The sequence below is a fragment of the Nostoc sp. JL34 genome (assembly GCF_017114945.1).
Classification (GTDB): domain Bacteria; phylum Cyanobacteriota; class Cyanobacteriia; order Cyanobacteriales; family Nostocaceae; genus Nostoc.
In genome coordinates this window covers 1-12,787 of sequence record NZ_JABXKQ010000034.1, presented here as the reverse complement: position 1 = coordinate 12,787, position 12,787 = coordinate 1, and the positions used below count along the sequence as shown (strand labels likewise).

9 protein-coding genes, 1 tRNA gene and 1 pseudogene are annotated in these 12,787 nt (G+C 41.6%); 6 read left to right on the top strand and 5 right to left on the bottom strand.

Annotation, left to right across the window (positions count from 1 at the left end; genetic code table 11):
* Positions 1–129 precede the first annotated feature (129 nt).
* Together nadC and HWQ44_RS05895 are read left to right on the top strand one after the other, a co-directional pair.
* Positions 130–996 (top strand): carboxylating nicotinate-nucleotide diphosphorylase, encoded by an 867-nt coding sequence (gene nadC / locus HWQ44_RS05900; protein ID WP_292716146.1) that lies wholly within the window; start codon positions 130–132, stop codon positions 994–996.
* A 72-nt stretch (positions 997–1,068) separates the two neighbouring features.
* Positions 1,069–1,692 (top strand): annotated as a pseudogene (locus HWQ44_RS05895) (Uma2 family endonuclease); the annotation flags it as partial.
* A gap of 39 nt (positions 1,693–1,731) precedes the next feature.
* Here the strand turns inward: HWQ44_RS05895 and HWQ44_RS05890 are convergent.
* Complete coding sequence (locus HWQ44_RS05890) at positions 1,732–2,235, bottom strand: GNAT family N-acetyltransferase (RefSeq protein WP_292716144.1); 504 nt, start codon at positions 2,233–2,235, stop codon at positions 1,732–1,734.
* Between the two features lie 139 nt (positions 2,236–2,374).
* Positions 2,375–4,045, bottom strand: coding sequence for an ABC transporter ATP-binding protein (locus HWQ44_RS05885; RefSeq protein WP_292716142.1), 1,671 nt, complete (start codon positions 4,043–4,045; stop codon positions 2,375–2,377).
* Between the two features lie 225 nt (positions 4,046–4,270).
* Here HWQ44_RS05885 and HWQ44_RS05880 point away from each other — a divergent pair, with 225 nt between their 5' ends.
* Entirely contained in the window at positions 4,271–4,594 is a 324-nt protein-coding gene (locus HWQ44_RS05880) for a hypothetical protein (RefSeq protein ID WP_334726521.1), read from the top strand.
* A 14-nt stretch (positions 4,595–4,608) separates the two neighbouring features.
* On the opposite strand, the gene HWQ44_RS05875 is transcribed toward HWQ44_RS05880, so the two are convergent.
* Together HWQ44_RS05875 and HWQ44_RS05870 are read right to left on the bottom strand one after the other, a co-directional pair.
* Positions 4,609–5,391, bottom strand: a complete 783-nt coding sequence (locus tag HWQ44_RS05875; protein ID WP_292716141.1) for an RNA methyltransferase — start codon at positions 5,389–5,391, stop codon at positions 4,609–4,611.
* 186 nt (positions 5,392–5,577) lie between these two features.
* Positions 5,578–5,659 (bottom strand) — tRNA-Leu (locus tag HWQ44_RS05870).
* A gap of 412 nt (positions 5,660–6,071) precedes the next feature.
* Here HWQ44_RS05870 and murA point away from each other — a divergent pair.
* Positions 6,072–7,439: a UDP-N-acetylglucosamine 1-carboxyvinyltransferase gene (gene murA, locus HWQ44_RS05865; protein WP_292716149.1), complete on the top strand. Its 1,368-nt coding sequence runs from the start codon at positions 6,072–6,074 to the stop codon at positions 7,437–7,439.
* A gap of 712 nt (positions 7,440–8,151) precedes the next feature.
* On the opposite strand, the gene menD is transcribed toward murA, so the two are convergent.
* Positions 8,152–9,906 (bottom strand): 2-succinyl-5-enolpyruvyl-6-hydroxy-3-cyclohexene-1-carboxylic-acid synthase, encoded by a 1,755-nt coding sequence (menD, locus tag HWQ44_RS05860; RefSeq protein ID WP_292716138.1) that lies wholly within the window; start codon positions 9,904–9,906, stop codon positions 8,152–8,154.
* Between the two features lie 160 nt (positions 9,907–10,066).
* On the opposite strand from menD, the gene folB reads away from it, so the two are divergent.
* Positions 10,067–10,435 (top strand): dihydroneopterin aldolase, encoded by a 369-nt coding sequence (gene folB / locus HWQ44_RS05855; protein ID WP_069073964.1) that lies wholly within the window; start codon positions 10,067–10,069, stop codon positions 10,433–10,435.
* Between the two features lie 813 nt (positions 10,436–11,248).
* The gene (locus tag HWQ44_RS05850) at positions 11,249–12,532 is read left to right on the top strand and encodes a diguanylate cyclase (RefSeq protein ID WP_292716133.1); all 1,284 of its coding nucleotides are present in this window, start codon (positions 11,249–11,251) and stop codon (positions 12,530–12,532) included.
* Positions 12,533–12,787: the final 255 nt, after the last annotated feature.

Here is a 12,787-nt window from a genome sequence, read left to right as displayed (position 1 = left end):
CTATCTCTTTGTGTCAACTACTTTTTCCAAATTAATTTGGAATGGCTTTGGAGTCACTATCAAAACCTTGGATAGTAAGGGTTTTAGGCTATAGTATGGCTGGAACTTACTAAGGAAGCAATTAAAATTGTGAATAATTCTGGTGTTTTGCCCCCTTGGCTGGTTTTAGATCCACTATTACACGGCTGGTTGATAGAGGATATTGGCAGGGGCGATCGCACTACAAATACGCTACTAGTAGAAAATGTGACGTTAGGCTCTGCGAAATGGATCGCTAAAGCTTCTGGGATTATTGCTGGCTTACCTGTTGCAGCTAGGGTGTTTCAGATTTTGAATGAAAAAGTCAGCTTTGTGGCGGTTGCGGCTGAGGGTGCATGGTGTGAGCCGGGACAAATCGTAGCTGAAATTCATGGTTCGCTGGATGCGCTACTGATGGGGGAACGGGTGGCGCTCAACTTGGCTATGCGCTTGAGTGGGATTGCTACGTTGACTAATATATATGTAGAGAAAATTGCTGATTTACCTGCTCAGTTGGTGGACACGCGCAAAACTACACCAGGGCTGAGACTTTTGGAAAAGTACGCGACTGCTTTGGGTGGGGCGATTAATCACCGTATGGGGTTGGATGATGCGGTGATGATTAAGGATAATCACATTGCGGCTGCTGGGGGAATTGGAAAAGCTATTACCCGTATTCGTTCTCAGATTCCTTATCCCTTGACAATTGAGGTAGAGACGGAAAGTTTAGAGCAGGTGAAAGAAGCTTTGCAGCACAAGGCTGAAATTATTATGTTGGACAATATGCCTTTGGATATGATGCGTCAGGCGGTGCAGTTGATTCGCCAGCAGGATAGCCGGGTGAAAATTGAAGCTTCGGGGAATGTGACTTTGGAAACGATTCGCGGTGTGGCGGAAACGGGTGTTGACTATATTTCTAGCAGTGCGCCGATTACTCAGTCGAAGTGGTTGGATTTGAGTATGAGGATTGTAATTTAAATGTCATGAGGTGAATCACCCTATTGTAAAGTCGGTGTAATGTCGCATTTTTGGAGGATCAAAGCCTAAAACAGCGATGGACAACCAATTGCAGACAACACTAAGCAGTTTGAATTAATTGTCTGGATTAAAAATAATTTAGAACTGCTGTTTGGCAATGACCCAAATGTGTTTGTCGCTGGAGATTTGTTGTGGTATTCGGTGGAAGATGATAACAAGCTCCGCCAAGCTCCTGATGTGATGGTAGTATTTGGTAGACCAAAAGGATACCGAGGTTCTTATAAACAGTGGCTTGAAGACAACATTCCCCCGCAGGTGGTATTTGAAATTTGGTCGCCTGGAAACCGGATCTCTAAAATGGCGAAAAAATTAGAGTTTTATGAGTGCTACGGTGTGGAAGAATATTATTTGTATGAACCTGATGTGGTTGACTTTACAGGCTGGCAGCGACGGAACTCAAGATTAGAAGTGATTGACCAAATTGTTGGTTGGATCAGCCCTAGATTGGGGGTGCGTTTCGATTTTACTGAGGAAGAACTGCAAATTTATCGTCCTGATGGCGATCGCTTTCTCACCTTTTTGGAATTAGACCGACAACGACAGCAAGAAAGACAACGAGCAGAGCAAGCTGAAGCCCAGTTAGAAGCTCTCCGTGCTTTACTACAAGAACGGGGAATTAATCCAGACCAATTGTGACCGAATTTAATTTATAAGTTTAAGAAAATAGCGATCGCCTTAAACAACAGGTTTACTAATTCGCAGTCCCATGATCACTAAGTCCCGTTCAACACTATCAAGTTCGGCAATGTTAGGTAAATGTCCCCAGCGTTCAAAACCAAAGGTTTCAAAGAGTTTTAAACTGGGCTGATTGTGGGCAAAAATGAAGCATACTAGGCTCTTTAGACCTAAACTAGGACTTTCGTTAATTGCTCGTGCTAAGAGTTGCCGTCCCAAGCCAGACCGATGAAAGTGAGGGGCTATGTAAATACTAATTTCGGCAGTCTTACTATAGGCGGGTCGCCCATAAAAGGATTGGAAACTAAGCCATCCAGCGATTATTCCGTCTATTTCAATTACCCAAAGTGGGCGTTGCGAAGGCGATCGCCCTTTAAACCAAGCAAGGCGACTTTCCACAGATACTGGATCTAAGTCAGCCGTTGCCATGCGGCTGGGAACTGCGGCATTGTAAATTGCCACAATTGCAGGTAAGTCAGTTTCAGCCGCATGGCGAATAGTCATTGCTACAGTCTCGGAAAAAATTTTCAGAAAATATTCAAAAATAATACAGTGTTAACAGTAGCAATTCTACGGCTTCTATCGTACTTGTTATACGAGTTAGAAGTTAAGAGTTAGGAATTTTAAACTCATAACTCCTGATTTATGTACGTGCTAGTAAGGGAGCAGCAGCTAGTAAGGTTTTGGTATAAGGGTGCTGAGGATTTGCAAAAATCTTTTTTGTAAGACCAAGTTCGACAATTTTACCGCCATTCATTACGGCAATACGATCGCACAAAAATCGAGCTAACCAAAGATCGTGAGTGATGAATAGATAAGTTAACTCAAATTCTTTCTTTAGTTGCAACATCAAATCCAGCACTTGCGACTGCACACTGGCATCTAACATACTCACGGGTTCATCGCAGATTAAAAGTTTAGGGTGAGTAATCAAAGCACGAGCGATCGCAACTCTTTGCTGTTGTCCACCAGACAAATCCGACGGATAGCGCTCATAATACACTTCTGGCGGTGTTAACCCAACTTTATTTAGCATCCATAAAACCTGTTCTTTTGCCTTGGCAGGATTGGCAAGATTATGGATAAATAAAGGATCTGCGATACTTTGCCCCACCGTCATAGCTGGATTGAGACAAGCATGAGGATCTTGAAAAACCATTTGTATTTGTCGCCGTGAAGAACGAATTTCTTGACGCGACAGTTTAGTTAAATCCTGTCCTAAAAATTCAACTTTGCCACTAGTGGGGCGAATTAATTGCAAAATTGTTCGTGATAGCGTACTTTTACCACAACCTGATTCCCCAACCAAGCCAAGAATTTCTCCTGAATAAATATCCAGGTTGATCCCATCTACTGCTTTAATTGTCTGCGCTTGTGTGTTAAGCAGTCGTTCGATAAAGTTAGGTTCGATGGTGTAGTGTTGCTTGAGTTCTGTAACACTCAAAATTGGAGATTTTTCATTAATAATCGGTAATTGTTTTTCTCCGTCATTGGCAATTATCAATTCTCCACTATCATTTACTGCTTGAATGTGTAAAGCTGCTTTTAAAAGCGATCGCGTGTATTCATGTTGAGGTTGTCTAAATACGGTTTCTGTAGCACCCATTTCCACCATCTTGCCGTTGTACATCACGCCAATGCGATCGCAATATTCAGCCACCATTGCTAAATCATGAGATATCAACAACAATCCCATGTTTTCTTCACCGCACAGGCGAGTTAATTCTTGCAATATCTGCGCGGAAACGGTGACATCTAGACTGGTGGTGGGTTCATCGGCAACAATTAACTTGGGGTTGAGGAGTAAAGCTAAGGCGATCGCTACCCGTTGTCGCATTCCACCGCTAAACTCATGGGGATACTGATTCCAGCGACTGACTGGAATATTCACCTTTGCCAAGGTAGCAAGTGCTTTTTCTTTAGCTTCCCGCGTTGATAATTGTGGTGAGTGCGCCTGGAGAGTTTCGATACAATGCTTACCAATTGTCATCAACGGATCGAGGCGTGTCATGGGATCTTGAAAAATTAAGGCGATCGCCTCTCCCCGAAATTTCCGCAGGTGGTTAGGTGTCAAGTCTAACACTGACTGTCCTTGAAATGTCACCTGTCCCTCAATCCGGCTAGAGGCTGGTAGTAAACGCATTACTGCCCGTCCAATAGTTGACTTCCCACAACCTGACTCTCCCACTAATCCCATTCTTTCACCTGGTTTCAAGGTGAAAGATACATCATCAACCGCCCAGCTTGCTTCTTCTCCACTCCGAGCAGGATAGGCAACTCGCAGATTTTCGATACAGAATAAGGCTTCACTCATAGTTAGTTATCAGCCCTGAGCTACCAGTTTTTATAATTTCAAATTTAAGATAGTCTATCAAATTAAGTATTAGACCTTTTTTATAAAACTTACCAAAATGTAGCCAAATTTGATTGAGTTTACTCGTAGCGATCGCGATAAATCTCCAGTCTTAGCAATTGGAGATAGGTATCGATATTCTTGATAACCACTGCTAAAGTTGATACAGCACACAACTATGATGTTATGAGTGCAAAATTTAAATCTGTAGGAACTAGAATCAAAATTAAGTCAGTAAATCAGGATTTTCAAGCTAATATTATGGAGCAAAATCAGCCAGAACAGCGCCGCGCTGCCGATCAAGTATTTCAACAATCCCTCGAACAGTTAGAGGATATCTTACAAGAAAGTTCGATTGAGGAAGAAGAGATCCCCAAATTTCATACTAGTACTTTCACTGAAGTCGAACTCGATCAAGACTTGATAGATATTGATTTAGCGGCTCTTGAGGACGCAGTTGCTGATATTGAACAATATCTCGAAGAAAAAACAAAAACCCAATTGGGGTAAAAAGTTAAAATTCATTATTGACAAATCAATTGCCGTTGAGCTTCGTACAACATTAAAGCGGCTGCGATCGCCACGTTCAAAGATTCCACCCCAGGACTCAAAGGAATTCTAACTTGCCGATCTGCGATCGCTGCTAAATCTGCTGACAATCCAGCACCTTCATTTCCCAATAAAATCAGACTGGGTTTTCGCCAGTCCACTTCCCAATAAGTTAAAGTCGCAGTGGGTAAAGTTGCCACTACCTGCATTCCTGCCTGCTGACTTTGTTGAACTGTTGCTTTTAAATCTTCGGTTACGGCTGTTGCTAGGCGAAACCATTGCCCTGCTGAAGCCCGTAGAACTTTGGGGCTATCTAAATCTACACTATCTCCACTTACCCACAAACCCGATGCTCCGGCAGCGGCAGCAGTGCGGATCATCGTACCCAGGTTGCCGGGATCTTGTATTGTCTCTAAAGCTAGCACTAAACCAGTAAATGGTAGTTGAGTTTGGCGTTGGCTTCGTTTTGCCGTTGCCACCACACCATCTGGTTGGACTGTGGTAGCGATCGCATCCAAGACTTCTCTACTGACAATTTCGGCGCGATCGCATCGGCTACAAGCTTCATCCCACAGTGAAGGATGGGCTACTTGCCAATCTGGGGTACAACACACTGTTTCTAGTGGGTAATTGACCGCACAAGCTTCTTCTAAGAGGTGTGTCCCTTCTAGTAAAAATAACTGCTGCTTGTGCCGCTCCTTGGTGGAGTGGAGTTTGCGAATTTGCTTGACTAATGAATTTTGTAAACTGGTCAACACGATTTTAGATTTTGGATTTTGGATTTTAGATTAATCCCTTCGGGTTCAGCAGTCGCTTATGGAGAGGAAACCCCCAGACGCTGGCGGACTCACTAAGTAAGGCTGCGCTATCGCCTTTGCTGTCTCCCCTAGTGAGAAGACCGCGCTGCTTCACCAAAATCGGCAATCTAAAATCCAAAATTGATATGCGGAACCCGGGACTTGAACCCGGAAGCCTTGCGGCACTAGAACCTGAATCTAGCGCGTCTGCCAATTCCGCCAGTTCCGCCGGCACTCAAACTTATCGACAATTTCTTATTATTGCGTAATTTTTTACCTTTGTCAAGTTAAATATAGTGCCTCGTTTAAGAGAGAATCTCAAACTGAAAACGAGTGATTCAGGCGATAGGTGAAATTAAAATATTAACTGAACAGCACAGCATTGATTTTTAGAGAACACTTAAGTTATTTTACTGAGTATTTATTTTTGCTTAAAACTACTACTTATTCATTATTTTTTGTTAAATTTTTCAAAAGCTCAAAAAGCTTACTATTGCTTCTTTACAGCCCATATATCTCACCCCAAAAACAATTTTTTTATGCAAGACGCTGCTCTAAAACGTGGACATTTTGAATCTTTACTGTAGAATCAAAACCAACTTCAAACATATAAAATACGTATTACTTTTGGAGGTAGGCTTATTAATCCTTCTACCAGCTTACCAGATGCCAAAATTTCTCCAGAAGCAGACTCCTCAGTCTTGCAAATTTGGGGTGGGCATCCTTTGCGGGGTCATGTGAAAATTAGCGGGGCAAAAAATTCAGCACTGGTAATCATGGCTGGAGCCTTGCTGTGTCCGGGCGATTGTCGTATTCGTAATGTCCCTTTATTAGCGGACGTAGAGCGGATGGCTCAGGTGTTATCGGCTTTAGGTGTACAATTAACCCGACAAGGTGACATTTTAGACATCAATGCCAGCGAGATTAAAACATCAAAAGCTCCCTACGAACTAGTTACCCAGTTGAGAGCAAGTTTTTTCGCCATTGGAGCTATTCTGGCAAGACTAGGAGTAGCACAGATGCCCTTACCAGGCGGTTGTGCCATTGGCGCAAGACCAGTTGACTTGCATGTTCGAGGACTGCAAGCAATGGGAGCAGAAGTACAAATTGAGCATGGCATTTGTAATGCCTATGTCCCTGGCAGCAGCCGGAGATTAAAAGGTGCGAAGATTTACTTAGATATCGCCAGCGTTGGAGCGACGGAAAACTTGATGATGGCGGCTACCCTGGCAGAGGGTGAAACAATCATCGAAAATGCTGCTAGAGAACCAGAAGTAGTTGATCTAGCTAACTTTTGTAACGCTATGGGAGCGAAAATTAAGGGCGCGGGGACTAGCAGGATTATTATCGAAGGAGTCCCCAAGTTGCATTCTGTTGATTACAGCATTATTCCCGATCGCATTGAGGCTGGGACGTTTTTGTTGGCAGCAGCAATTACTCGCTCAGAACTTATTCTCTCGCCGGTGGCTCCAGAACATCTTGTACCAGTGATTGCCAAGCTGCGGGATATTGGGGTGACAATAATTGAGGAAAAGCCTGAACACTTACACATTCTGCCAGCGGAAACCCTCAAGGCAACAGATATTGAAACCCAATACCATCCAGGTTTTCCCACAGATATGCAAGCGCCATTCATGGCTTTGCTGACATTGGCAGAAGGCGACAGTGTGATTAACGAATCCGTCTTTGAAAATCGCTTGCGTCATGCCTCAGAGTTGAATCGCTTGGGGGCAGACATTCGTGTTAAAGGCAACGCTGCTTTCGTTCGGGGAGTACCGAAGTTATCTGGCGCACCAGTATTAGGCACAGATTTACGAGCATCGGCAGCGTTAGTCATAGCAGGACTGGCAGCAGAAGGACAAACCACGATTCAAGGATTACAGCACCTCGATCGCGGCTACGATCGACTTGATATGAAGTTGCAGCAATTGGGGGCTAAAATCCTCCGCGTAGGCGAAACATCAGTAGATGCAGAAATCGCTCCCAGTATCAGTAGCGTGTCGAGTTGAAATTGATTGGTTAAGACTGATGCGGGGATAAGAGGGACAAGGGAGACAAGGTAAAATTTTCTCCCTTATCTCCCTTTATTTCTCCCATCTATACCCTACGATCTGCTGAATTCTCCTGATAGATAGAGGCTTTTAAGCTTTGTCCATATCTTTTTTTGATGAATATTCTGGAAAAATCTGTGTTGGCTGTTACAATATTGTTAAGAAAAGTTGCCCGTTGCATTTTGGGAACGCGCAATTGGGTTTTAACTCTCTTGAGAAGACAACGCAAAAAAAATATTTTATAGGCCAGCTGTGGGAGGCTGGTCTTTTTGTATTTAAAATGCTCATATTATGTGATTATCCGATAACTCACAACCTACAAGCACTTTGAGCATCTATGTTTAGTTACTTCAAGCCCATAACTGAAAATCCTGAAAAGGGGATATTTTTTAAGTAATTTCCGAAATTCCTCTGTTTCATCTGCGTTAAATCCACTAGAGATTTCATTTTTATGCCCCTAAAACCTATTGCATCTACATAAGAATCTCTATAGTATTTTAGGATACAGCAACTATCAAGGTGGTTAGAACTTAAAATGCAAGACATCCTCAATGGGATCTCATAAACAATCAAACTACTCCAGTTTTTTGCGGATTCGACTTTTTAGCCAAGACCAGCATTTTTCAATCTTGTTAATTTTAGGCAAGGTTTCGCTTAATCTTCAGAATAACTAAATCGCAATATCTCCCGCAAACTTCCCTAAATTCTCTTGTCGCCACTTGGCATCCAATTTCCTATTTGTCTGCAACTCTAAAACCTGAATTCCTTTAGCTGGTAATGGGTTTAATCTTTGCTGCAATTGCTGCCAAGAAGTAATCAATTCATGCTGCACATTATAAGTAGCACACAACTGAGCGAAATCAATATCCTGGGGAGTGCCGAAAAACTCTTCAAATGGTGGGTCAAATTTGGCAATGGGTAACATTTCAAAAATCCCACCGCCATTGTTATTGATCAACACAATCGTCAGATGTCCGACAAACTTATTGCGGATTAAAAAACCATTAGTGTCATGCAACAGTGCTAAATCTCCCGTTAAGATCACACTACTTTGCTGGCGATGGGCAATTCCTAAAGCAGTGGATAATGTGCCATCTATGCCATTTGCACCCCGGTTAAAGTGCGATCGCACTTCTAAATTATTCGGTTTCCAGAAATATTCCACATCCCGCACAGGCATACTATTGGCAATAAACAGAGGCGTTTCTGGTGGTAAAATCTGAGAAATTAACCAAGCTGCTTTACTCTCAAGAATTTCATCTATTTTCCCCATCGTCTGGTCAACGACTAACCTGACTTTAGCTTCCGCATCACACCATTGCTGCAAATAGTCTGACGAGAAAGATAAATTTGTCTCCTCTGTGTTTATATCTTCTACAGATATGCGTAAATGCGTCGTTCTCCCATGTAAAGGGTCGAGGTTTTGATCGCTCTTGTCAATCACCCAGCGTCGGGGTTGGGTTGCATCTATCCAGGTACGCAGTTCTTTACTCGTAGGCATTTCTCCCACCTGAATCACCATTTCGGGTGCTAGCTGCTTTGCTAGTTGCTGATTTCGCAAAATTAGGTCATAAGTGGAAATTAAATAAGGGTTGAGTTGGGCATAATTTCTCACTGGGGAGAGTCCCTCAGCTAGCACAGGCCATTTGAGAGTTTGGGAAAGGTGCGCGATCGCTCTACAATATTCCTGTGGTTGCGACGGTTGGGCAACACCTGCGATAATAATGCCGCGATCGCATTCTTTCCATTCTTTGGGCATGGGACATGGGGCATAGGGTATGGGGCATGGGTTTGCTATTCCTGCGAAAAAGTCTTCTGGGTGAAACTGCGATCGCAAATAACTCAAATCAGTTCCATCAGGTAGAGGCGCTAAAGGATCGCGAAAGGGAATATTCAAATGTACTGGCCCCTTTGTAGGAGTTTGCGCTCTTTCCCAGCTATGAATTACTGTTTGTCGCAAGTAAGCTAGCATTCCCAGATCGGCGGAGGGTAAGGCTAACTCTGTTTGCCAATTTGGGTAGTTTCCATATAATCTCAATTGATCTACAGTTTGCCCAGAGTGACAATCTCGCAATTCTGGAGGTCTATCGGTGGTTAATACCAACAGTGGTACGTGACTATATGAAGCTTCTATTACTGCTGAATAAAAGTTTGCCCCTGCTGTACCAGAAGTGCAAACTAATACCACCGGGCGTCCGGTTGCTTTAGCTTGTCCCAAAGCAAAAAAGGCGGCGGAACGTTCATCGAGAATGGAAATTGCTTCAATCTCAGGTACTTGTTGAGCAAAAGCGATCGCTAACGGTGTTGAGCGCGATCCAGGACAAATGATGGCACAAGTCAATCCCAACCGCTTTAGCGTCTCTGTTAAAATATAAGCCCAAAGTTGATTAACATTCCTATAAGCGATTGGCATTAAATCAAACATAGCTATAAAACAATTTTAGATTTTGTCTAGGGAAATTCAATTTAAAATCCATCAATGCGGTGTTGAGTTCCATCACCACCACGCGAGTTTCTGGGCAAGGAAATCTCCCAGCAAACTTGCTCCACTTTCTACAAAATGCACAATTTGCTCTCAAACTTTTATGGACTGCATTCATTTAACGGGAATTCGGGGCTATGGCTACACTGGGTATCTACCAGAAGAACAGGTGCTAGGACAATGGTTTGAGGTGGATGTGAGGTTATGGTTGGATATCTCCACAGCGGCCAAGACTGACGCGATCGAAGACACTTTAGATTATCGCAGCGTCATTAGCTTGATACAACATCTGATCAAAACATCTAAATTTGTTTTGGTGGAGAAATTGGTAACAACGATCGCAGATTCTATCCTCCAAGAATGCGATCGTGTAACAAAAGTCCAAGTAACTCTCAGCAAACCTGCTGCACCTATTCCAGACTTTGGTGGCAAAATTAGCATTGAACTGACTAAAAGTAAGTCCAATCTCTAAAAAATCACAAAACGTGTTTTTTTTCAATATCTATCACCTAGCAAAGATAAGAGGTTTACATGGAGCCTGGAAATATCTCACAAAGAGAATCTTTCCTGCCATTGCCCCCAGCACTTACTCATTCTTAAAAAACTAAAAAATCCCGCGATCTGCTGATAAGCATTTAATTTGCATATTTTCAGATCGCAGGATTTATGTGATTAAGTATTAACCTGAAGCAATGAATAATTACAAGTAACATCATTTCACTTATATGCAAAATTTAAGACAGTTTCAGATGGGAATTTAGAGCCAGACTTAGACAAAAACTGTTTGTACACAAAGTGGTATTCAATTCTTTAATTTCAGATAATGATTAATTTTTAGTAGTGATTTAGGTAATGCATATTATTATATTACGTACAACACACTCTCTGAAGTTTTTCAACTTATATGAAAGTAGTATACTGTGATTTTCTGAATTTTTATTCTTGATTAATTTTTACATAAATACTATACTTAGTATTTATACTTTCCTTAAGAAAAATTATTGCATATTTTTGAAATTCAGTTTTTTCTTGCTGGTAATTACATGGTAATTTATACATTCACGTTAATAACATGATATTAGCTGCATGTAATAATCAGCATTAGCTTTGACAAACAGAGAAATTATTGGAGGATAATAACATTACTATTTGAGCGTTAGTCAGTATTTATTATCAAGCAAAAATACGGGGTAGTTAAAGATTGTTGATGATCAAATAAAAGCTTTACGATCGCATTTGACACCCACAACAAAAATCTGAACCTTAGCAAACAGGTTGTTTAAACATGTTCGCCCGAAAAATCCTAATTGTTGAGGATGAGAAAATCCTAGCTTCAAATATTAGAAAAAGTTTACAAAAATTAGGTTATTCCGTTTCAGAAATAACTAATTCTGGTGAAGAGGCAATAAAAAAGGTAGCAGAAATTCATCCACATTTAGTATTAATTGATATCTGCCTAGCTGGGGAAATTGACGGTGTACACGTAGTGGATATTATCCAGAATCAGTTCCATGTGCCTGTAGTATATCTAACAGAATATTCAGAATATAAAACATTACATAAAAATCAGCTAAGTGAACCTTTTAGTTACATAGTCAAACCATTTATTGAAAGTGATTTACATTTTGCGATTGAAATGACTCTGTACAAACATCAGAGCAAAAAGATATTACACGAAGAGAAACAGAGGCTAACGGCAATTATTAACAGTATGGGCTGTGCAGTAATTGTGACATATACAAATGGTTGTATTCAAATGATGAATCCCAGAGCAGAAATAATCACTGGCTGGAAACAAAGTGAAGCGTTTGGGAAAGATTTAGTAGAAGTCGTTAACTTAGTTGACAAAGATGTAGGAGAAACAATTCAAAATCTAGCCACAGATGTAATGGAAGCAGGTGAAATTTTGAATTTACCAGAAAACTGTACATTGATTACCAAAGACGGTAAAGAAATAGCGATTGGGGATAATGTTGCACCCATCCGCGATCAAAATGGCAATATTACTGGCGCGGTTTTAGTTTTTCAAGACATCACCAAACGCAAGCAGACAGAGGCGCAATTGATCCGCAATGCGTTTTACGATGGGCTAACCGCATTACCGAATCGTGTTTTATTTTTAGATCGGCTCAGACAAACCATTGAACGTAGTAAACGCAGAAGCGATTATTATTTTGCAGTTTTATTTTTGGATTTAGATGGCTTCAAAGAGATTAACGATCGCTTTGGGCATGGAATAGGGGATGATTTTTTAGTAGCGATCGCTAGACGTTTAGAGTCGTGCTTACGCAGTGGCGATACTGTAGCACGATTTGGTGGTGATGAGTTTACTGTTCTTTTGGAGGATATTAAAGACATTACTGACGCCACCAATGTTGCCAAACGTATTCAAGACTCCTTAAGATTGCCACTTAACCTGAATGGATATCAATTATCTACTACAGCTAGCATTGGTATTACTTGGAATTTTAGCAATGAAGAGGAGCCTGCAACTCTGCTGCGGGATGCTGATATTGCTATGTACCGAGCTAAACGGCAGGGAAAAGCTAATTATGCCATATTTAGTTAATTATTCCTTTCTGCTGCTACTTCATTCTGATTTTCTTGACAACTATCTGGAATTTTGCGTCAAAAACCATAAACTGCGTAGGTTGGTTTGTAGCTTGCTTCCCTGTAGGGGTACGAAGTGAAACCCCACAAACCACTGCAAATATTGGGTTTCGTTCCTCAACCCAACCTACGATTTTCTTTAACCCAACCCTATTGCCTTATAGAACCCATTTGATATCTTTTTTAGCTAGCTAGCAGCTAGTCTTTTGAGCAT

What these genes read in the sequence shown, in the direction of transcription:
- HWQ44_RS05850 (WP_292716133.1), top strand. Translation starts at nt 11,249, where the DNA reads ATGTTCGCCCGAAAAATCCTAATTGTTGAGGATGAGAAAATCCTAGCT.
- HWQ44_RS05890 (WP_292716144.1), bottom strand. Translation starts at nt 2,235, where the DNA reads ATGACTATTCGCCATGCGGCTGAAACTGACTTACCTGCAATTGTGGCA.
- menD (WP_292716138.1), bottom strand. Translation starts at nt 9,906, where the DNA reads ATGTTTGATTTAATGCCAATCGCTTATAGGAATGTTAATCAACTTTGG.
- HWQ44_RS05885 (WP_292716142.1), bottom strand. Translation starts at nt 4,045, where the DNA reads ATGAGTGAAGCCTTATTCTGTATCGAAAATCTGCGAGTTGCCTATCCT.
- HWQ44_RS05880 (WP_334726521.1), top strand. Translation starts at nt 4,271, where the DNA reads ATGAGTGCAAAATTTAAATCTGTAGGAACTAGAATCAAAATTAAGTCA.
- folB (WP_069073964.1), top strand. Translation starts at nt 10,067, where the DNA reads ATGGACTGCATTCATTTAACGGGAATTCGGGGCTATGGCTACACTGGG.